This is a genomic window from Actinomyces bowdenii (assembly GCF_017592395.1).
GTDB lineage: Bacteria > Actinomycetota > Actinomycetes > Actinomycetales > Actinomycetaceae > Actinomyces > Actinomyces bowdenii.
Genome location: NZ_JAGFOU010000017.1, coordinates 40,942 through 61,120, shown reverse-complemented (window position 1 = coordinate 61,120; position 20,179 = coordinate 40,942). Strand labels below are relative to the sequence as shown.

At 73.2% G+C, this 20,179-nt stretch carries 15 protein-coding genes; 10 read left to right on the top strand and 5 right to left on the bottom strand.

Annotated features, from left to right (window positions below; genetic code table 11):
• The first annotated feature begins 32 nt into the window (after positions 1-32).
• A complete protein-coding gene (gene pulA, locus J5X07_RS08660) occupies positions 33-2,870 on the top strand; it encodes a pullulanase-type alpha-1,6-glucosidase (RefSeq protein ID WP_208479494.1) in 2,838 nt (945 codons plus the stop codon).
• 48 nt (positions 2,871-2,918) lie between these two features.
• On the opposite strand, the gene J5X07_RS08655 is transcribed toward pulA, so the two are convergent.
• Together J5X07_RS08655 and J5X07_RS08650 are read right to left on the bottom strand one after the other, a co-directional pair.
• On the bottom strand, positions 2,919-3,458 hold the full coding sequence (locus tag J5X07_RS08655; RefSeq protein ID WP_124934091.1) for a DUF4242 domain-containing protein: 540 nt from the start codon (positions 3,456-3,458) through the stop codon (positions 2,919-2,921).
• A 102-nt stretch (positions 3,459-3,560) separates the two neighbouring features.
• Positions 3,561-4,871, bottom strand: coding sequence for an MFS transporter (locus J5X07_RS08650; protein WP_208479492.1), 1,311 nt, complete (start codon positions 4,869-4,871; stop codon positions 3,561-3,563).
• 123 nt (positions 4,872-4,994) lie between these two features.
• Between J5X07_RS08650 and J5X07_RS13290 the strand changes: the two genes are divergently transcribed.
• The gene (locus tag J5X07_RS13290) at positions 4,995-5,564 is read left to right on the top strand and encodes an ArsR/SmtB family transcription factor (protein ID WP_208479490.1); all 570 of its coding nucleotides are present in this window, start codon (positions 4,995-4,997) and stop codon (positions 5,562-5,564) included.
• A complete protein-coding gene (locus tag J5X07_RS08640; RefSeq protein WP_208479488.1) occupies positions 5,561-6,316 on the top strand; it encodes a M23 family metallopeptidase in 756 nt (251 codons plus the stop codon). The genes J5X07_RS13290 and J5X07_RS08640 overlap by 4 nt, the downstream gene beginning before the upstream one ends.
• A 60-nt stretch (positions 6,317-6,376) precedes the next feature.
• Here J5X07_RS08640 and J5X07_RS08635 read toward each other — a convergent pair whose 3' ends face one another.
• Positions 6,377-7,135: a response regulator transcription factor gene (locus tag J5X07_RS08635; protein WP_208479522.1), complete on the bottom strand. Its 759-nt coding sequence runs from the start codon at positions 7,133-7,135 to the stop codon at positions 6,377-6,379.
• Positions 7,136-7,149: 14 nt separating this feature from the next.
• Entirely contained in the window at positions 7,150-8,655 is a 1,506-nt protein-coding gene (locus tag J5X07_RS08630) for a sensor histidine kinase (RefSeq protein ID WP_208479486.1), read from the bottom strand.
• A 371-nt stretch (positions 8,656-9,026) separates the two neighbouring features.
• Between J5X07_RS08630 and J5X07_RS08625 the strand changes: the two genes are divergently transcribed.
• Genes J5X07_RS08625 through J5X07_RS08615 form a run of 3 tightly spaced genes read left to right on the top strand, consistent with a single transcriptional unit; the run spans position 9,027 to position 11,991 of the window.
• Positions 9,027-10,253, top strand: coding sequence for an ABC transporter ATP-binding protein (locus J5X07_RS08625; RefSeq protein WP_243896631.1), 1,227 nt, complete (start codon positions 9,027-9,029; stop codon positions 10,251-10,253).
• Positions 10,253-11,122, top strand: a complete 870-nt coding sequence (locus tag J5X07_RS08620) for an ABC transporter permease (protein WP_341769440.1) — start codon at positions 10,253-10,255, stop codon at positions 11,120-11,122. The genes J5X07_RS08625 and J5X07_RS08620 overlap by 1 nt, the downstream gene beginning before the upstream one ends.
• A 5-nt stretch (positions 11,123-11,127) precedes the next feature.
• A complete protein-coding gene (locus tag J5X07_RS08615) occupies positions 11,128-11,991 on the top strand; it encodes an ABC transporter permease (protein ID WP_243896630.1) in 864 nt (287 codons plus the stop codon).
• 178 nt (positions 11,992-12,169) lie between these two features.
• On the opposite strand, the gene J5X07_RS13285 is transcribed toward J5X07_RS08615, so the two are convergent.
• Positions 12,170-15,547 (bottom strand): DUF5979 domain-containing protein, encoded by a 3,378-nt coding sequence (locus tag J5X07_RS13285; RefSeq protein WP_208479484.1) that lies wholly within the window; start codon positions 15,545-15,547, stop codon positions 12,170-12,172.
• Positions 15,548-15,866: 319 nt separating this feature from the next.
• On the opposite strand from J5X07_RS13285, the gene J5X07_RS08605 reads away from it, so the two are divergent.
• From J5X07_RS08605 to J5X07_RS08590, 4 genes are all read left to right on the top strand, one after another.
• On the top strand, positions 15,867-16,637 hold the full coding sequence (locus J5X07_RS08605; RefSeq protein ID WP_243896629.1) for a TetR/AcrR family transcriptional regulator: 771 nt from the start codon (positions 15,867-15,869) through the stop codon (positions 16,635-16,637).
• Positions 16,634-17,746, top strand: coding sequence for an ABC transporter ATP-binding protein (locus tag J5X07_RS08600; RefSeq protein ID WP_208479480.1), 1,113 nt, complete (start codon positions 16,634-16,636; stop codon positions 17,744-17,746). The genes J5X07_RS08605 and J5X07_RS08600 overlap by 4 nt, the downstream gene beginning before the upstream one ends.
• The gene (locus tag J5X07_RS08595; protein WP_243896628.1) at positions 17,743-19,494 is read left to right on the top strand and encodes a hypothetical protein; all 1,752 of its coding nucleotides are present in this window, start codon (positions 17,743-17,745) and stop codon (positions 19,492-19,494) included. Before J5X07_RS08600 ends, J5X07_RS08595 begins: the two co-directional genes overlap by 4 nt.
• A gap of 66 nt (positions 19,495-19,560) precedes the next feature.
• On the top strand, positions 19,561-20,058 hold the full coding sequence (locus J5X07_RS08590; protein ID WP_124934101.1) for a Dps family protein: 498 nt from the start codon (positions 19,561-19,563) through the stop codon (positions 20,056-20,058).
• The last annotated feature ends 121 nt before the right edge of the window (positions 20,059-20,179 follow it).

Here is a 20,179-nt window from a genome sequence, read left to right as displayed (position 1 = left end):
ACCGTGCAAGAGCCGTGCAGGAAGGGACTCCAATGGCCTTCACATACACGATGACCCGCACCCTGGAGCACACGATGGCCGACCCCGCCCTGGCCGGCTCCGACGAGCTGCGCGCCTACTGGGTCGATCCCCTCACCCTGGCCTGGCCCCTGTCCCTCCTGCCCTTCGGGATGGCCCGCGAGGACGTCGTCGCCGGCGGAAGGCCGGTCGAGGGCGCCGGCCTGCGCTTCACCCTCGTCACCGCCGCCCAGGGAGGCGCCGCCGTCATCGACGGCGAGGTGTGCGGCGCCGACGGCCTGCCCGCCCCCACCCGAACCCGCCTGCGGGTCAGCGGGGACCTCACCGAGACCATCCGCTCCCGGCACCCCAACCTGGAGGGATATATCGCCCTGAGCCTGGCCGATGCCTCGGGCGCCCCCGGCCTGAGCCCCCAGGGGGTGCGCGAGGCCCTCACCGGGCAGGTGGCCCTCCTCCAGGAGGTGGCCCGCCCGGAGGGCGGCTGGGGCGTGGACGCCTTCACCGGGGTGCAGACCGCCATCGTCCTGGACGCCCTCTACGCGGGCCCGGCCGCCGGGGCGCAGCTGGGTGCCACCTTCGACGGGGAGGCCCCGCGCTTCAGCCTGTGGGCGCCCACCGCCCAGGAGGTGGCCCTGCTGACCTGGGAGACCGGTGACCCCACCGGCTCGGTGCCGCTGGTCGAGGGCCAGGGCCGGCGCACCCCGGCCATCCGCAGCGAGGACGGGTGCTGGGCGGTGGCCAATGAGGACGCCGCCATCACCGCCGGCTGCCAGTACCTGTGGGAGGTCCGCGTCTACGTGCCCTCCACCGGCCGGGTGGAGGTCAACCTCGTCACCGACCCCTACAGCGCGGCACTGACCACCGACTCGGCACGATCCGTCGCCCTCGACCTCACCCTGCCCGAGCTGACCCCCCACCAGTGGGCCACCACCCCCGCCCCCCGCGCCCCCAACGACGCCTCCCGCGCCATCTACGAGCTCCACCTGCGGGACTTCTCCGTCGTCGACGAGCGCGTGCCCGCCCAGATGCGCGGCACCTACCAGGCCTTCACCGTCAGCGACTCCCACGGCATGAGCCACCTGCGCGAGCTCGCCCGGGCGGGCCTGTCCTCCGTCCATCTTCTGCCGACCTTCGACATCGCCACCATCCCCGAGAGCCGTGCCGAGCAGGCCGTCCCCCGGATCCCGGAGGCAGGCCCCGCCTCCACCGAGCAGCAGGCGGCCATCGGCTCGGTGGCCGAGCGCGACGCCTACAACTGGGGCTACGACCCCCTGCACTGGATGGCCCCCGAGGGCTCCTACGCCACCGACGGCCACCAGGACGGCGGCGCCCGGACCTTCCAGTTCCGCCAGATGGTGGGGGCGCTGCATGCGGCCGGGCTGGAGGTGATCCTCGACCAGGTCTACAACCACACCGCCGCCCACGGCCAGGACCCCCTCAGCATCCTGGACCGGGTGGTGCCCGGCTACTACCACCGCCTCGATGCCGTGGGGCGGGTGGCCAACTCGACCTGCTGCTCCAACATCGCCACCGAGAACGCCATGAGCGAGAGGCTCATGATCGACTCGGTGGTCTGGTGGGCCAGGCACTACCGGATCGACGGCTTCCGCTTCGACCTCATGGGCCACCACTCGCGCGCCACCATGGAGCGGGTGCGCGCCGCCCTGGACGCCCTGACCCTGGAGGGAGACGGCGTGGAGGGATCCTCGATCTACCTCTACGGGGAGGGCTGGAACTTCGGGGAGGTGGCCTACAACGCCCTGTTCATCCAGGCCACCCAGGGCCAGCTCGGCGGCACCGGGATCGGGACCTTCAACGACCGCCTGCGCGACGCCGTCCACGGCGGGGGGCCCTTCGACCCCGACCACCGCACCTACCAGGGCTTCGGCACCGGCCTGCTCACCCAGTCCAGCGGGCACGACCCCCGCTCCCGCCAGGAGCAGGCCGCCGACCTGGCCCACCGCACCGACCTGGTCAAGGTGGCCCTGGCCGGCAACCTGCGCGACTTCCGGCTTCCCCTCTCCGACGGCACGGTGCGCCCGGGCGGCGAGCTGGCCTACAACGGCATGGGCGCCGGATACGCCGCCGACCCGCAGGAGAGCGTCAACTACGTCGACGCCCACGACAACGAGACCCTCTACGACCTGCTGGCCCTCAAGCTGCCGCGGGGCCTGCCCATGGCCGACCGGGTGCGCATGAACACCGTCTGCCTGGCCACCACCGCCCTGGGCCAGTCCCCCTCCTTCTGGGCGGCCGGCACCGAGCTGCTGCGCAGCAAGTCCCTGGACCGCGACTCCTACAACTCGGGGGACTGGTTCAACGCCATCGACTACTCCGGCCAGGACAACGGCTTCGGCCGGGGGCTGCCCGCCGCCTCGCGCAACGAGTCGAGCTGGTGGGTCCAGGGCCCGCTGCTGGAGGACGCCCTGCTGCGCCCCGGACCCGAGGACATCGCCGCCGCCAAGGCCCAGGCCATGGACCTGCTGCGGCTGCGCGCCTCCACGCCCCTGTTCTGGCTGGGCGACGCCGAGCTGGTGCGCACCAAGCTGAGCTTCCCCGGCTCCGGGCCGGGGGCGCCCGCGGGCGTCATCACCATGCTCATCGACGACACCCTGGGCCCGGATGCCGACCCCGCCCTCGACGGCGTGCTCGTGGTGATCAACGCCTCGGGCACCTGGGTGGGCCAGACCCTGGTGGAGGTCGCGGGGCGGCGCTTCGCCCTGTCCCGGATCCAGGCCGAGGGGGCCGACGACGTCGTGCGCACCTCCGTCTTCGACCCCGGCTCCGGTGCGGTGGGCGTCCCGGCCCGCACGGCGGCGGTCTTCACCGAGGACAGCGCGCCCCCGCGGTGAGCCCGGGCGGGGCTCACCACGGGGGCGCCGCGCCGGACCCCGAGGGCCTCAGGCGTCCAGCCTGTGCAGGCGGTCGATCGGGGTGGAGACCGCCTCGCGGGCCCGCACGACGGTCTCCTCATCGGGGGCGTCGTAGAAGCACAGGCACTTGACGGTGTCCTCGCGCACGTAGGTGCGCAGGAAGGAGACCTCGGGCACCTGGGCGTACTTCGGGGAGTTCGCCTTCTTGCGGGTCAGGTAGGTCTCCATGTCGATCTCGGCGGGGATGTCCCACTCCACCAGGTAGTCGGCCGAGCCCCGCGCCCGGCGGATGTCCTCGATCTGGGCACCGACCAGGCGGACCTCGTCGGGGCCGGTGATCTCGGCGGTCTCAACCGCCTCCAGGCCCGTGCGCACGGCGGCCCCCAGGGCGGCCGGGTCGCCGTCGAACTCGATGATGCTGAAGACCCGGCCGTGGCCGGCGGTGACCTGGGACTCCAGGACGGAGGCGGATACGGAGGAGGCGGCCTCGGCGATCGCGGCGATCACCGACTGGGCCGCCTCGCGCTGCTCGGCGGCGGGGACGATCTCGAAGAGATGCAGGGACATGGTCATGTGCTCCTTGTCTGCTTGGGGCAGATCGTGGCCCCATCGTAGGAACAAGGTCCCGGTCCTGTCCGGGGCGCCCCACATAGTGGACAGTCGGCCGGGCTACGGCCGTGGCTCCAGGGCGCCGTCGTCGGCCCTGATGACCGGCTGGGCGGCGGCGCGGATCGGGCCCATCGCCGCCAGGCCGATGACCAGGCCCGTCACCGCGAAGGCGGACAGCGCCACGAAGCCCGCCTGTGAGCCCCAGGCGTCCACCACCCTGCCGGTGACCAGGTTGGACACGGCCATGCCCACGACGAACATCGAGCCCAGCAGGGCCATCGCCTCGGTGAGGCGCTGCGGCGGCGTCATGCGGATGAGGAGCTGGTTGACGTTGACGACGGTGGGGGCGTGGGCCAGGCCCGCCAGCAGGAGGATCGCGGCCGTCGCCCACACCCCGCCCACCAGGGGCAGGGCCGCGGAGGCCAGGGCCACCACCGTCAGGCCCGCGTAGAAGCGCCGCATCAGCGAGGAGGCCCAGGTGCGCGCCCCATAGCCCAGCGCCCCGACCATGGAGGCCGCCGAGAAGCAGGCGATGATCGCCCCCGAGGCGCCGGGCCGGCCGATCTCCTTGGTCATGGCGACCACCGAGAGGTTGAGGGCGGCGATGAAGGCCCCGTAGGCCACCAGGATCACCATGAGTCCGAGGAATCCCGGTGACAGCAGGGAGGCGCCGGCGGCGGGGCGCGCTGCGGCGCCGTCCCCGGCCCGCTGCCCGGCCCCCGCCGCGTCACCGCGCCCGCGGCGGCCCGCGGCCGGGGGCTCGATGGTGCTGTCCAGCAGGAAGCCCCAGATGGCCAGGGCGATGGCCGCCATGGCCCCGGCGAAGGGGGACAGGAGCGCCACGCTCACTGCCAGGGTGGTGGCCAGCGGGTTGCCGATGACCCACATGAGCTCCTCGAAGGTGGAGGTCAGCGACAGCGCGGAGTTGAGCCGCCCGGGCTGCGTGCGCAGCACATGGGTCCAGCGCGCCCTCAGCATTGAGGAGAAGGGCACCGAGGTGCCCAGCAGGACGCCGCAGGCCACGATCGCCCACGGGGGCAGGCGCAGGGCCAGGGCGGTGCTCATCAGCGCGATCGCGGTGATCCACAGCAGTGCCACGGGAAGCCCCACGCGCCTCTGCCCGTGGGCGTCCACGAGCCGGCCCACCACGGGGGCGGTGATCGCGGAGGTCAGGGCCATCACCCCGGAGACCACGCCCGCCAGGGTGTAGGAGTGGTAGCTGTCCCGGATGCCGATGAGCAGCCCCATGCCCAGGAGCGGGAAGGGGAGCTGCCCGACGACGCCGAAGACGGCCGAGCGCGCGGCGTGCGGGATCCTCAGCAGGGAGGTGTACATGCTCAGGCCGCTGTCGACTGGCGCGGGACTGCTCATGGCTGCTCTCCTCGGGGCATGGGCGGGGATCGGGCGGGCGGAGGCAGCCATGCTACTCGTCATCGCGGGTGGCCGAGTCCGAAGGTGTTGATGATTACGTACTTACGTAATACCGTAGAGTCCATGAGCGCGGAGGCAGGGGAGACTGGGGAGAACCACTGGGCGGACCTGGAGCGGCGGGTCGCCGCGCTGGAGGAGGCCGTCCGGGGGTGGGGGCGGCCGGGCGGCCCGGGACGCGCCGGGGCGGGGGCGGCGGGCGCCGCGCCGTCGTCGGCCTCAGTGCCCGAGCCCGAGGTGCTCTGGGCCCTCAAGGGCCTGCATGAGCGCGTTGAGGATCCCGGCGCCGTCATGCTGCTGGGCCATGTGCTGCTGCCCAGCGGAACCCGTGCCGAGTGGCAGGAGGGGGCGCTGAGCGCCGAGCTGCTGGAGGCCGAGTGGCAGGACTGCGCCGAGGCGCTGGCCTCCCTGGGGCATCCGGTGCGACTGAGCATCCTGCGGCGCATCCTGGTGACGCCCGCCACCGCCCAGGAGCTGGTGGGGGAAGAGGGGGTGGGCACGAGCGGGCAGGTCTACCACCACCTGCGCCAGCTCACCGCCGCCGGATGGCTGCGCTCGGTGGGCGGTGGGCGCTACGAGGTGCCGGTGGCCCGCGTCATCCCACTGCTGGCCATCATCCTGGGAGCCCGGCGATGAGCGGGCGGGAGGGACTCCTGGGAGGGGCCAGGCGCGGCATCAGCCGGTGGATCACCTGGTGGTACCGTCTTCCGCTGATCGGCGGGCTCGTCCTCGCCGTGGCGCACGGGGCTGGCGCCCCCCTGCCTGAGGGCCTCTTCCTGCCGGCCATCCTGGCGGCTGTTGGCCTGTGCCTCGCCCTGGCCTGCGTTACCCCGCCGGCGAGCAGGAGGCCCCCGGTGGGAGTGGGCGCCCCGGTGCGCGGGACGTGGGTGGCCCTCAACAGCCCTGGGCAGGCGGTCCCCTCCCATGGGACCCGGGCCTACGGTCAGGCCTACGCCGTCGACCTCAGTCAGCCCGACCCGGGTGTCCCCCTGTGCGAGGGCTGGTCCCTGCGGGGCAGGCGACCCGAGGACTCCGCCTGCTTCGGCCAACCGGTCCTGGCCGTGGGGCCCGGGCGCGTCGTCGCGGCGTCGGGATCCCAGCGCGATCACCGATCCCGCAGCACCTGGCCGCTGCTGGTCGGGATGCTGCTCATCGAGGGGACCCTCCGGCAGCTGGCGGGAGTCGGGTGGATCCTCGGCAACCACGTCATCATCGAGCACGAGGGGGAGGAGTCCGGGGGCTGCTACTCCCTCTACGCCCACCTGCGCCAGGGCTCGCTGAGGGTGGGCGTGGGGGAGCGGGTGGAGGAGGGCCAGCAGCTGGCCCAGGTGGGCAGCACGGGCAACTCCTCGCCCCGAGCCCCCGGCTCTTTTCGAGAATTTGCATGAGATCGTACTTTTCCAGCCCCGGAAAACGCCGATCTCATGCAAATTGTCGAAAAGAAGGGGTCAGGCTCCGGTGAGGACCTCGGCCAGGTCGATGACCCCGGTCCGCAGGGCCAGCAGCACCAGCTGGACGCGGTCGCGGCAGCCGGTCTTGGCCAGCAGGTGGCTCACATGCGTCTTGACCGTCGCCATGGACAGCCACTCCCGGTCGCAGATCTCCTGATTGGTCAGCCCCAGGGCGATGAGCGCCAGGATCTCCCGCTCCCGCCCGGTCAGGGCCGCCACCGCCTGCTGCGCCTCAACCGCAGCCTCCTGCTGTCCCACAGCCAGGCCGGCCTGGCCATGGGGAGCCGAGTCCGGATCGCCGACGCCGGTACCCGGGCTGCCGCCCCCTCCCACCTGCCCGGCGCGCACCGCGGTGAGCAGGCGGCGGGTGGGTCCGGGGGAGATGACCGAATCCCCCTGGTGGACGGTGCGCACCGCCGCGATGAGCTCCTGGGGCGGGGTGTTCTTCAGCAGGAATCCCGCCGCGCCGGCCTCGATCGCCCCCAGCACGTAGCCGTCGGTGTCGAAGGTGGTGAGGATGACCACCCGTCCCGGCGCCCCACGGGCCACCAGCTCGCGGGTGGTGGACAGCCCGTCCAGGACCGGCATCTGGACATCCAGCAGCAGCACATCCACCGGGTCGGCGGCATGCCGGCTCAGCGCCTCGCGGCCGTCACCGGCCTGCCAGGCCACCTCCATATCCGGTTGCGCCCCCAGCAGCATCGCCAGGCCCGCGGCGAAGAGCGGCTCATCGTCGGTCAGCCCCAGGCGGATCACGGGCATCGCGCCGGTCATGCCGGGGCCCCGATCAGGCCGCCCCGTCCCGGGCCCGCGGCAGGCCGGGCACTGCTGGATGGCTCTGCGCTCGCGGGCGGGTCGGCGGGCCCGGCCAGGGGCAGGCGCGCCCGCACCTGCCAGCCGCCATCGGGGGTCGGCCCGGCGCTGAGGGCGCCGCCTGCGGCCACCACCCGCTCCCGCATGGCGATGAGGCCGAAGCCGCCCCGCCCGCGGGGGAGCCCCGACTGCTGGGTGCGGCCCGAGGGGCCCTCCCCGTTGCGAGCCCCGGCGCGGGATCCCTCCCCTGCGCCGGGCTCACCCGTCCCGCCGGCTGCCGTGTTGGTCACCGTCAGCCCGGCGCTGTCCCCCGCGACCACCAGCTCGACCCGCACCGCCGCACCGGGAGCATGCCGCAGCGCATTGGTCAGCGATTCCTGCGCCGTCCGCTCCAGCGCCCGCCCGGCCCGCGGAGGTATCGACGGCGCACCGGCCTCACCGGTGTCCAGCCTCAGTCCCACCGGCAGGCCGGCCCTGCGGGCCCGCTGCACCAGGCGCACCAGTGCCTCGACGGCGTCGTCGTCCTCGCCGGCCCCGTTGGCGCCGCCCGCTGCGCCGGTGCCCGACGGCGCGGGGTTCAGGGCGGAGCCGGTCTCGCCCCGACCGGAGGCCTGCCCGCCGCCCTGCCCCGGCAGACCGGCCATCGCATCGGAGGGGGAGGTGCCCTCGGAGCGCAGCATGTCCACCAGGGCGCGCACCTCATCGACCGACTGCCGGGCGGTCTGGCCGATGACCCCCAGGGCGCGATCGGCGGCGCCGGGGTCGGCATTCAGGACCGCCCGCGCCCCCTCGGCCTGCACGGCGATCACTGACAGGGAGTGGCCCAGCAGGTCGTGGACGTCGCGGGCAATGCGCTGGCGCTCCTCGGCCACCGCCAGGCGCCGCTCGGCGTCCTGCTGCGCCTCCAGCACCGCGGCGCGCTCCAGGGCCTGCTCGAATCGGTCCCTGCCGCGCCGCCTCCAGGCCCCCACGAAGGCCGCCAGGGCCACAGCCATCCACGTGCTCACCAGGAGGAGCGGCAGGCGGCCCCACTGGCCGCCGACCAGGTAGAGCCCTCGCAGGATCGCGACCGAGGCCCCCAGGACCGCCCCCGCCAGGAGCGCCCACCGCCAGGGCGGGTCCAGCCGGGACTGCGTGGTCTCCACTGCGATGAGGCCGGAGAGGACCATGAGGACGGACAGGTCGTGGAAGGCGATGAGGTGGACGACCAGGCAGGCGCCGATGAGCAGGACGCCGGCCAGGGGAGCCAGGCGCCGCGCAGCGATCGCCCCGCAGCAGAGGGCCATGAGCACCAGGTAGAGGACGGTGGCCGCCTGTGGGGCGAGGAGGGGCAGCGGCTCGGGGCGATTGGCGAGGGTCGGCCACAGGATGAGCAGCACCAGGATCAGGTCCGGCACGCTCTCGCGCACAGGCGGGCGGGCGGTGCCCTCGGCGGCGCTGCGCGTCTGTCCCCTGGCTGGCATGCCTGACACCGTAGGCCAGTTCCCGCCCTGGGCGCGTCATGCCGGGGTATGAGCGGCAGGGGCCGACGGCGCCGGCATCGGAGGACGGGCCTGCCGCCTCGTCCCCGGCTCCCCGCCTTCCCGCGTTTTTCCCCTTCAAGACGCGGTTTCACCCCCTCTAGACCGGTGATTCTGCGTCTTGAAGGGGAAAAGCGCGGAAGGAGCCTGGGGGGGAGCCCGAGTGAGGGGGAGTGTGCGGAGGGGGAGTGTGCGGAGGGGGTCTCGGGGCCCGGGCCTCTCATGCCCCGGCATGAGGAGGGCGCCCGGTGCCGCGAGAACAAGCAGACCGTGGGCTGATGCGCCCGGTGGCATGCCGCGAGGACTCTGGGGCCATGAGTACAGCGCACGCCTTCCCCGTCAGTGGCCCGGCCATGGCGACGGCCCTCGGCAGCCACCCGGCTCCCCCCGCCCCCGGCCCGGCCCCCGCCCCCGGCCCGGCCCCCGCCGTGCCGACCGCCAACCCGTACGCGGCGGCCGCGGGCACCGCAGCCACGCGGGCCCCCGCCCCCCTCGGCGCCCCATCCCCGACGGCGCCCCATGCCCCCGCCCTCCGCGCCGGAGCCTCACCGACGGCGCCCCACCCCACCCGGGGCCGGGACGAGGCCGTCATCCTCACCCGCGGCCTGACCAAGGCCTTCGGGCCGCGCACGGTGGTCAGCGATCTGAGCCTGGTGGTGCCCCGCGGCACCGTCTACGGCTTCCTGGGGCCCAACGGGTCGGGCAAGTCCACCACCATGAAGATGCTCCTGGGACTGCTGGCCCCCACCCGCGGGGAGATCGAGGTCCTGGGCCGGCCCTTCAACGCCGCTACCCGGCCCGCGATCATGGCCCGCACCGGCTCGATGATCGAGAGCCCGCCCGGCTACGGGCACCTCACCGGGGCGGAGAACATGCGCATCGCCGCCCGCATGCTGGGCCTGAGCGACCGCCAGGTGGACCGTGCGCTGGCCCTGGTGCGATTGAGCGAGCACAAGGACCGCCTCGTGCGCACCTACTCCCTGGGCATGAAGCAGCGCCTGGGGGTGGCCCTGGCCCTCGTGCGCGAGCCCGAGCTGCTCATCCTCGATGAGCCCACCAATGGCCTGGATCCGGCGGGCATCGAGGAGGTGCGCCGCCTGCTGGTGGAGCTGGCCGGTGAAGGGGTCACCGTCATGGTCTCCAGCCACCTGCTGGACGAGATCGACCGCATGGCCTCGGTCCTGGGCATCCTCTCGGGCGGGCGCATGGTCTTCCAGGGCACGCGAGCCCAGCTCATGGAGCGCTCCGTGCCCGACGTCCTCGTGGTCACCCCCACCCCGCGCTCCGTCCTGGACCCGCGGATCCTGGCCGGGCTCGTGCCCGACGGCGCGCCTGGGCCGGGCGCCCCCGGGGGCCAGCAGGACGCCGGGCCCCGGCTCACCCCCGAGGGGGTGCTACTGCCGGGCCTGTCCAACGAGGCCGTCGCCGAGCTCATCGGGCGCCTGGCCGCCGCCGGGGTGGCACTGCACGAGGTGCGGCGCCAGACCCAGAGCCTGGAGGACGTGTTCATGGACCTCACCGGCCGGGGAGGTGTGCTCTGATGGCTGCCACCGCCACGTCCACTGCCGCGTCCACCGCCACTGCCCCGCCGCCTGCGGCGGCCGGCGCGCCTGCGGGCGGGGCCGGGGACCGCCGGGGGCCCGGCCTGCTGACCGCTGTGCGCATCGAGATCGCCAAGATGCGCCGCCTGCGCACCCTGCCGGTGACCCTGGCCCTGGTGGGCGCGAGCGTGGCCATGTGCAGCTCGGCCCTGTTCCCCTCCTCCGCCCGGGCCGGGTTCACCGACCCGGCCGCCCTGCCCTGGGCGGGGCTCCTGCTCAACGCCGCCTTCACCAATGCCATGATCGGGCCGGTGATGGTGGCCGTCCTGGCCAGTCGGCAGACGGAGATCGAGCACTCCGGTGCGGGATGGAACCTGGCGGCCAGCGCCGGCCTGACCCCGGGCGCCCTGTGCCGGGTCAAGGTGGCGGCCCTCGGCCTCGTCATCATCCCGGCCGTGCTCGTCCAGAGCGCCGCACTGGTGCTCCTGGGCAGGGCCGTGGGCATCACGGTGCCGCTCGACGCCGGGCAGTGGGCGGTCTACACGCTCATGCTCATCGGCGTGGATCTGGCCATGTGCGCCCTCCACGTGTGGCTGGCCGCCGTCGTGGACAACCAGTTGATCGGCATGGGGGCGGGGCTCCTGGGCGGATTCGTCGCCTCCTTCATGCTGCTGGCGCCCCCGTGGCTGGCGCGCCTGCTGCCCTGGGGCTACTACGCCGTCATCACCAACGCGCGCTTCGTGCAGGACGGCGAGGACTCCGGCGTCGTCTACTCCCCGGCCCCCGTGGGATGGGTGATGGGCTTCCTGGCCCTGGCCTCCCTCGCCTTCGCCATCGCCACCCGCAGACTCGACCGCATCGAGAGGTGATCACCATGACTGCTCCTGCCGCATCCCCCGCCCCGACCCCGGCCTGCACCCCCGGAGTGATGCCTGCACTGCCCGAGCGGGCCGTCGCGCCGGCGGGCCGGCGCGCGCCCGGCGGCTTCGGGTCGCTCGTCCTTGTGGAGCTTGTCAAGCTCAAGCGCTCGGCGGTGTGGGTGGTGACCGTGCTGCTTCCTCTCATGGCGGTCATCACCGGCTCGGTCAACTACGCGATGAACTCCGAGGCGCTCTCACAGGGCTGGGTCTCCCTGTCCTCGCAGGTCACGCTCTTCTACTCCATGCTCTTCTTCTCCCTGGGGGTGGCGCTGCTGGCCTCGGCCGCCTGGCGGGTGGAGCACCGGGGCACCAGCTGGAACGCCATGCGCACCACCGGCCACAGCCCGGTGGCGGTGGTGCTGTCCAAGACCCTGGCCATCGTGGTGCCGGTGACGGTCATGCAGGCGGTGCTGGTGGTGCTGACCTGGATGGTGGGCATGTGCCTGGGCCTGGGGCCCGCGATCCCCGCGAGCTTCGTGGCCGCCGGCCTGCTGGCCATCGTGGTGAGCCTGCCGCTGGTCGCGCTCCAATCGCTGCTGAGCATGCTCATGCGCTCCTTCGCCGCCCCGGTGGCACTGTGCTTCGGCGGATGCGTGGTGGGCTTCGGGATGCTGGCCAGCCAATCGCCGCTGGTCTACGCCATCCCCCAGGGGGTCATCTCCCGCTGCCTGACCCTGGGCTCCTCCGCCATGAGCAATGCGGGGGGCCTCGAGGCCAGCGGGGTGCTCCCGGTACTGGCCGGCGCGGGGGCGCTGAGCGTGCTGGCCTGGGGCCTTCTGGCGGTGGTGGCCCGCCGCACGGGCGGCGCGCGGGGCTGAGGCCGGGACGGGCCGGAGCACTCCGGGACGGTCTGAGGCGCTGGACCGTCCCGGCCCCGGCACGGGTGGACGGGCAGACCGGAGGCCGGGTGGCCGCCTCCTTGGGGAGGCGGCCACCCGGCCTCATGGGATGGTCATCCGCGGGCCCGCGCCCGCGTGAGACCGCGGTTGCGTCCGATCAGATCCGACGGCGGTGGGACAGCACGGCCGCCCCGCCGACCAGGCCGACGATCGCCACGAGCACTGCGCCCAGGCTGGCGCCGGTGCGCGCCAGGCTGGAGCCGCCGGGCTCGGGGGAGGCCGGGGGAGCGCAGGGGTCAGTGCTCGGGCTGCCGGCCGGGCCGGTCTCGCCCGTCCCCGGGGTTCCCGGGGCGCTCGGGTCGGCCCCCGGCTCCCCCGGGGTGCCCGACGGCGACGGGGCCGGGGTCAGGCAGGTGTGCGATGGGCTCGGGTCGGGCCCGGGCGTGCCCGGGGTGGTGTCCTGCGAGGGAGCCGGTCCGGGCACGGGAGTGGTGCTCGGCGTCCCGCTGGGGCTCGGCTCGGGGCTGGGCGCCGGGGTCGGGGTGGTGCTCGGCGTCCCGCTGGGGCTCGGCTCGGGGCTGGGCGCCGGGGTCGGGGTGGTGCTCGGCGTCCCGCTGGGGCTCGGCTCGGGGCTCGGCTCCGGTGATGGGCTGGGTGTGGGCTTGGGCTCCGTCTTCTCGTAGATGTTGACGAAGTGGGCGATCACCTTGGAGCCCTCGCCGATCTTCACCTCCCATGGCTCGGGCGCGATGAGCGTGTAGCCCTCGACCTGGGCGCTGGCAGTGTCCTCCGTGATCGTGCAGGTGGTGCCCACCGGCAGGGTGAGGCCGGAGTCCACCGCGACGGCGTCGCCCTTGGCCTTGAGGGTCCCCGTGGCCTTGCCGGGATCATCACAGGTGTAGGTGAAGGTGAACTCCTTGTCGCGCAGCGCCTCCAGCGGGTCCGGCTCCGTGGGGGCGGCGGGTTCCGCCGGGGCGGCGGGCTCTCCCGTCACCGGCTCGGGGATCCCATCCAGGACCTGCTTGGCCACGGCGAAGGTCCCGTGGAGCGGGGAGTAGGTGTTGGTGGCCGCCACGGCCACTGAGGCGCCGTCGGTGACGGTGAAGGTCGCGGTGCGTCCCTCGACCTCCTTGCCGTCGACGCGCATCGTCGTGGCCAGGGCGGCGCCCTCCGCGGGTGCGTCGGCCTCGGTGATCGTGCACTCCCCGACGGGGACGTCGCCCACCGACTCGGAGGCTCCCGCTGCGACGCTCAGCGCGCCGCTCACGGTCTCCTCACCGCCCGCATCTCGGCACGTGTAGTCGAAGACGAAGGAGTCCGGGGCCAGGGCGGCGCTGTCACCCGTGACGGTCTTGGTCACCTCGAAGGATCCGACCAGGGGCTTGTAGGCATTGGCCACGGCCACCTGAGCCGTTGCGCCCTTGGCGATGGTGACGGTCTCGCTCGTCGCGCCGTCCACCGTGATGGTGGTGGCCACCGTGTGGCCCTCACGCGCCCTGGTGGCCTCGGACTCGCTGATGACGCAGGTGGTGCCGGCGGGCAGGATCGGGCCCTGCACCGCGGGGCCTCCTGCCGTGACACGCAGGGTGGAGCGCTGAGGGCTGCCGGCCCCGGCGGGCGGGGTGCACACGTAGTCGATCTCGAAGGTGTCCGCGGCGAATCCAGCCGCCCCGCTCACCGTCTTGGTCACCGCGAAGCCGCCGGTGCTGTTGGAGTAGGTGTTGGTCGCGGTCACCGGGACCACCTCGCCGGCCTTGATGGTCACCGAGCCGGTGGACAGGCGGGGCTCCAGGGAGAAGCCGGGCTGGGCCGCGGCGTCGGTGTCCTCAGTGATCTCGCAGACGGCTCCGGCGGTGATCTGGGGGCTGGTGACCACCGTGCCGTCACCCGGGACCTGCAGGTCGCCCTTGGTGCCGTTGTCGCAGGTGTAGGAGAAGGCGAAGGTGGAGCCGGAGAAGTCGCCGTCGCCCTCGACCCGCTTGGTCACCGAGAAGGATCCGGTCGTGGCCGGGGCCTCCTCCACGAGGTTGGTCACCGACACGGCGGTGGAGCGCTGGTCCTGGATCGTCAGCGTGCTGGTGGTGGAGTCGTCGATGATGAGCACCGGCGCGCCCCAGACATGCCCTTGGGGGGTGCTCGAGGCGGTGGCGGGGTCCTCGCTGAGGGTCAGCACGGTCCCGGCGGGGAAGGTCCCGTTGTAGGTGGCGGTCTGGCCCGCCGTCAGCTGCAGGGTGGTGCGGCCACCGGTGCGGGTGCCATTGACCTGGCCGGGGGCGTCCCAGCCCTGGTAGGTATCCGTCGTGGCGCCACCGGGCAGGGTGTAGTCCACGGTCAGCTCGAAGGTGGTTCCGTCGGGGACCAGCCCTGCGCCGGGGCCGCCGAGCAGCTTGGTGGCGCTGAAGCCTCCGAAGCCCGGCTTGAGCTCGACATTGATGTTGAAGGAGCGGACGTAGTAGACGCTGTAGGTGGTCTGGGCGGCGGAGCCCTCCAGAGCGGCGTTGTTGGTGTAGACGACGCCCGGCTGGACCGTGTGGTCGGCAGTGGTCGGCACTGTGGGGTAGTACACGTGGTAGTTGGTGTCCTGCACGAAAGGCCCGGTGATCGTGATGGTGGCACGGTTGCCGTTGATGTCCACGGTCATGTCGTAGTCGCCCATGGCGGTGTTCTGGTCATTGCCCGTGGCGTCAGTGACGGTGCCGAAGATGGAGTTGCGGCCGGCGGAGGTCCCGATGCCCAGCTTCCACTCGCTCTTGTCGGTGGAGTACTCCTGGCCGGGGGAGATCTCATCGGTCAGGGTGATGGTGGAGCGGGTCTGCCCGTCCACGGTCAGGGTGGTCCCCTGCGCCTGCAGCAGCTGCTGGATGCCCGGGGTGCCGAAGGACAGCTCCCAGTCGATGGCCTTGGAGTCGTTGGTGACCCCGAAGGCCCACTTGCGCAGGCGCTCGGGCTCATAGTCGAAGCCGGTATTGTCTGCGATGGAGCCACCAGGAATGGGCACCTGGGTGATGCTGCCATTGGCGTCGATGCCCGCAGTGCCCTGGTCCGTGGCGGAGGCCGCCACCACCAGGGCGGAGCCGCTGCCGTTGAGGGCGGTGAAGCCCTGCGCCTTGATCCTGTCGAGCTCACCGTTGAAGGTGCAGGTGATCTCCTGATCCGCCAGGGCGCACTGGCCGATGCTCACATCCTGACCGCCGTGGGAGACCTTGAGATCCTGGGTGATCTGCTCCCGGTTGCGGAACTGCGCGGGCAGGCCGATGCGGAAGGAGTCCCCCGAGGAGGCGCCTGCATTCCGGGCGTCCCAGTCGAAGGAGAGCCTGACGATGTCATCGACTCGAACGCTGGTGTCCGAGGGGTCGTCCTCGCCGGTGGGCGAGGAGACGACCAGGGACATGTTGGAGATCGTGATCCGCGGATTATTCGCCGCCTGGGCGCTGGAGTGGAAGAAGGCGAGCACTGATGCGCTCAGGGCCAGTAGCACCGCCAGGGCGGATGCTATGGCCTTGCCGCGCGTGCTCGCGGGCGAGGAGAATGGCACGAGGGGGTCCTCTCGATGGGATAGGGATTCGTGGAAAGAACCTGGAGATATCTTGTAGGGATCATCCTGGATGATATGGATTTCCACAGATTGCCAGCACACTAGCAATGCGGTTCTCGGGCGCTCAAGCAGGGAGACCGGATCGTGACGGCTCGAATTGGTCACGAGTGCCCGGGGGCGCGTCCGGCCCGCCGGCACCCGAGGATCCTGCTGCGCATCGCCGAGGGGCCCGCTGCCGCCGGCTCTGCGGAGGCGGTCGCCGAGGTGCTCTGCGCGAGAGGGCTTGACCTGGTCTATACTATCGTATAGCATGCTGGTCATGCGTTCAGTGCCGCCCCCCTGCGCCTCCGACCTCACCGCCGTGGCGCGCATCCGCCGCGCCGCCATCACCTGCTTCGCCCGCGAGGGATTCAGCGTGGGCCTGAGGGCCATCGCGGCCCAGGCGGGCGTCACCGCGGGGCTCATCACCCACCACTTCGGCTCCAAGCAGGGGCTGCGCCGGGCCTGCGATGACGAGGTCCTGAGGATCACCGTCGAGGCGAAGAGGGACTCGGTCTACTTCGGGGGCCCCACCGACCTGCTCGCCCAGATGGCCCGGATCGAGGACTACCTCCCCGCCGCCTCCTATGCCCTGCGCTCCATCCAGGAGGGCGGCGAGCTGGCCGGGCGGCTCATGGAGTCCTTCGTCAGCGAGACCGTGGCCTACATGGACCAGGCCGTCCAGGCCGGGGCCGTGACCCCCTCCCACGACAACGCCGCCCGAGCCCGCTACCTGCTCTACTCCGGATTCGGGGCCATGCTGCTCTTCGCCCGCTACGAGGCCTCCGACCCCTCGGACATCGAGGTGGTCACCCGGGAGTTCGTCGAGCGCTACGGCCCCGTGACCGCCGAGCTCTACGCCCAGCCACTGTTCACCGACCCGGCCCTCTTCGAGGACTACCTCCGGACCGCCCCCGCCGCCAACGCGGCCTTGGCGGCCCAGGGCGAGTCGCAGGCCCGTGATGCCGGGCCCGCGACCGCCCCGGAGCCCACGATGACGCAGGCCACCCAGGCCCAAGCACCCAAGCAAGCACCCCAGGAGGAATCATGACCGCGCCCGCACCGCCCACCATCCCCGCGCACGCCACCCGCCCTCACGGGCCGCCGAGCGACCCCTCAGGCGGGTCGGCCCCCGTCGTCGATGTCCAGGGCCTGGTCAAGGACTTCGGCCGGGGCCGCAGCACCACCCGCGCCCTGGACGGCCTGGACCTGCGCGTCGAGCCCGGACAGGTGGTCGGCTTCCTGGGTCCCAACGGCGCGGGCAAGACCACGACCCTGCGCGTTCTGCTCGGCATGATCCGGGCCGACGGCGGAGACGCCCGCCTCTTCGGCGACGACCCCTGGACCCGGGCCGCCGTGCTCCATCACCGACTGGCCTACGTTCCCGGGGACGTGGCCCTGTGGCCCTCCCTCACCGGTGGCCAGACCCTGGAGGCCCTGGCCTCGCTGCGCCGCCGCCCCGCCGATCAGGGCCGGCAGGTGGCCGGCCGCCGCGCCGAGCTCATCGAGCGCTTCGAGCTGGACCCGGGCAAGAGGATCCGCGCCTACTCCAAGGGCAACCGGCAGAAGGTCGCCCTCATCGCCGCGCTCAGCGAGCCGGTGGAGCTCCTCATCCTCGATGAGCCCACCTCCGGGCTCGACCCCCTCATGGAGGAGGTCTTCACCCAGTGCGTGGCCGAGGCCTCTGAGCGGGGCACGGCCGTCCTGCTCTCCAGCCACATCCTGTCCGAGGTCGAGCGCCTGTGCACCGACGTGACCATCGTCCGCTCGGGGCGCACCGTCGAGCACGGCCCCTTGGAGCGCATCCGCGGCCTGCTGCGCACCCGCATCCGCGCCGTCGTCGAGGCCAGTCCCCAGGCGCTGGGCGCCGTGGCGGGAGTCCACGAGCTGAGCATCGAGCCCGCCGGCCAGCAGCCCCGAGCCGCCCAGGAGGGGCGGGGGTCCCAGGAAGGCCGGAGCGCGCAGGAGGCGCCGGGGCTCCGGGGCGAGGGCGGTCGGGCGCCGCAGCCAGGGTGGAGGATCGAGGCGAGCATCGACTCGGCCCACTACCCCGAGGCCATGCGCGCCCTGGCGGCCCTGGGCGTGCACTCCCTGAGCGCCGCCCCGCCCAGCCTGGAGGAGCTCTTCCTGCGCCACTACACCCAGGAGGGCGCCGCATGAGCACCCAGAGCACCCGGGGCCCGCAGGACCTGCGCAGCCGCCACGGCGGTCAGGGCGCACGGGAGGGGCGGGGCGGACGGCGCGGCGCCGGAGGGGCCCTGCTGACCCCGCTGACCAGGGCCACCCTGCGCCGAGAGCGCCGCAGCATCCTGGGCTGGAGCGCCGGGCAGGCCCTCCTCGCCCTGTACTGCGTCCTCATGCTCGACGCCGCCTACTCCACACCCCAGGAGCGCCAAGCCGCCGCACTGACCTACTCCACCCCTGCCGCCTCCCTGTTCACCGGTCCCGGCTACGGCCTGGACCGCCCCTTCCCGACCTTCGGGGCGCTCTTCGCTGCCCAGGCCCTCGGGTGGCTGGCCCTTGTCCTCGCCCTCATGGGGGTCCTCCGGGCCATCGCCCGCACCCGGGCCGATGAGGACGCCGGCCCCGCAGAGCTGCTCGTCGCGGCGCCGACCCGCCGCGGCGAGAGCGCTCGGGCCGCCCTGATCGCCGCCGCCCTGACCGGCCTGGGCATGGGGGCGCTCAGCGCGATCGCCGCCATGATCGGAGGGCTCCCGCCCGGCCAGAGCATGCTCCTGGGCACGGCCCTGAGCCTGGTGGGCCTCAGTGCCGCAGGAGCGGGCCTGGTGCTGGCCGCCCTGGCGCCCTCGGCGCGCGCCGCCCGCGGGGCGGGACTCATGCTGGTCCTGGCCTGGTTCTCCCTGCGCGGCCTGGGCGACGCCAGCGAGCCGGGCAGTGCCATGTCCCGGGCGTCCTGGCTCAGCCCCATCGGGCTGGCCCAGCAGGCCCGCCTCTACGTGGACCTGCGCTGGGAGCCGCTGGTGGCCCTGGCCGTGATCGCCCTGGCCACCACCGCCGCGGGACTGGCCCTGCACCGCAGGCGCCAGCTCGGGCAGGGCCTGGTGCCGGACCTGGGAGGCGGGCGCCGCCACCGCCGCGGGCCCGCCGGCGCCCACGCCCTGGCGCGGCGCACCACCGCCTCCCAGCGCTGGTGGTGGGGCCTGGGCGGCCTGGCCTTCGGGACCACCTACGGGCTGTTCGCACCCACCATCGAGTCCTCCTTCCAGCAGCTGCTCGCCGACAACCCCTCCATGCAGGCCTTCTTCGGGGGTGAGCTGAGCGTCCAGGTCTATCTCGCGCTCATCGTCGGCTACGGGGGCATCCTGGCCGGTGCCTGCGCCGTCGCCCTCATGGGCGCCGCCGTGGGGGAGGAGTCCTCGGGCCTGAGCGCTGCCGTCCTGGCCCTGCCCGTCTCCCGGGGCGGCTGGCTGCTGGCGCGCTTCCAGGTCCTGGTCCTGGGAGCCCTGACGGTCCTGATCGGGATCGGCGTGGGGCTGGCCGGCAGCGCGCTTCCCGCGCTGTCCGCCCAGGGCTCCCCGGCCGTGGAGGATCCGTGGTGCCTGGCCCTGGGGCTGGCGGCGGGCCTGGCCGCCCAGCTGCCCGCTGCGCTCCTGGCCGGCGCGCTCATGGGGCTGGTGCACGCAGTGGCCCCCCGATGGGCCCGCGCCCTGGGCTGGGGCGCCTACGCCCTGTGGCTGTCGGTGTTCGTGCTGGGGCCCGCGGCCCACGCGCCCCAGTGGCTGCTCAACCTCTCGCCCTGGACCCACCTGCCCTCCCTGCCCGCGGCCGAGGGGGCTGTGCTGGGCGAGGCCCAGGGGTGGGTGGGGCCCGCCGTCTGCCTGGTGCTCGCCCTGCTCCTGGTGGTTGCGGCCGCCGTCGCCGGGAATCGCCGTGACCTGCGGGGCTGAGGAATGCCTCACCTGTGAATCATAAGTAACACCCGGGATGGCACTGGAGGTGTTAAGGTAAGCCCCATGAGTGCTGACACTGTTTCCGCCCCCTCCATCCGACTCGCCTTCACCGCCTCCGCCTCCCTGAGCGACAACCTCCAGCGCGTGCTGGTGGACCTCATCGCCCTGGAGCTGGTGGGCAAGCAGGCCCACTGGAACATCGTGGGTCCCAACTTCCGCGACCTGCACCTCAACCTCGACGAGGTCGTCGACATCGCCCGCGAGGGCGCCGACGAGATCGCCGAGCGCATGCGCGCCATCAACACCACCCCCGACGGCCGCCCCGCCACCGTTGCCGCCGCCACGACCGTGCCCGCCGCCCCCGAGGGCGAGATCCTCACCACCGAGGGCGTGGAGTACATCGTCTCGGCCATCGAGGCCGTCGTGGCCACCCTGCGCGGCGTGGACGAGGACATCGACTCCGAGGACCCCACCTCCTCCGGCATCGTCGAGGACCTCATCGGCAAGCTGGAGCAGCAGGCCTGGTTCATCTCCGCCGAGGTGCGCAAGCCCGTGCGCTGAGCCGGAGGCTGCCGAGCGGGCCCCGCGCAGGGCGCCGATTCGGTGACATCCATGCTCCCCCGGCAGCGGTCATCCGCTGTCGGGGGAGTGCTTTGTCCGAATCCGATGGCCAAGGCCGCGC

Excerpts from the sequence above, each read along its gene's own strand:
- pulA (WP_208479494.1), top strand. The coding sequence starts at position 33 with ATGGCCTTCACATACACGATGACCCGCACCCTGGAGCACACGATGGCC.
- J5X07_RS08655 (WP_124934091.1), bottom strand. The coding sequence starts at position 3,458 with ATGTCCCTGCATCTCTTCGAGATCGTCCCCGCCGCCGAGCAGCGCGAG.
- J5X07_RS08650 (WP_208479492.1), bottom strand. The coding sequence starts at position 4,871 with ATGAGCAGTCCCGCGCCAGTCGACAGCGGCCTGAGCATGTACACCTCC.
- J5X07_RS13290 (WP_208479490.1), top strand. The coding sequence starts at position 4,995 with ATGAGCGCGGAGGCAGGGGAGACTGGGGAGAACCACTGGGCGGACCTG.
- J5X07_RS08640 (WP_208479488.1), top strand. The coding sequence starts at position 5,561 with ATGAGCGGGCGGGAGGGACTCCTGGGAGGGGCCAGGCGCGGCATCAGC.
- J5X07_RS08630 (WP_208479486.1), bottom strand. The coding sequence starts at position 8,655 with ATGCCAGCCAGGGGACAGACGCGCAGCGCCGCCGAGGGCACCGCCCGC.
- J5X07_RS08625 (WP_243896631.1), top strand. The coding sequence starts at position 9,027 with ATGAGTACAGCGCACGCCTTCCCCGTCAGTGGCCCGGCCATGGCGACG.
- J5X07_RS08620 (WP_341769440.1), top strand. The coding sequence starts at position 10,253 with ATGGCTGCCACCGCCACGTCCACTGCCGCGTCCACCGCCACTGCCCCG.
- J5X07_RS08615 (WP_243896630.1), top strand. The coding sequence starts at position 11,128 with ATGACTGCTCCTGCCGCATCCCCCGCCCCGACCCCGGCCTGCACCCCC.
- J5X07_RS08605 (WP_243896629.1), top strand. The coding sequence starts at position 15,867 with ATGCGTTCAGTGCCGCCCCCCTGCGCCTCCGACCTCACCGCCGTGGCG.
- J5X07_RS08600 (WP_208479480.1), top strand. The coding sequence starts at position 16,634 with ATGACCGCGCCCGCACCGCCCACCATCCCCGCGCACGCCACCCGCCCT.
- J5X07_RS08595 (WP_243896628.1), top strand. The coding sequence starts at position 17,743 with ATGAGCACCCAGAGCACCCGGGGCCCGCAGGACCTGCGCAGCCGCCAC.
- J5X07_RS08590 (WP_124934101.1), top strand. The coding sequence starts at position 19,561 with ATGAGTGCTGACACTGTTTCCGCCCCCTCCATCCGACTCGCCTTCACC.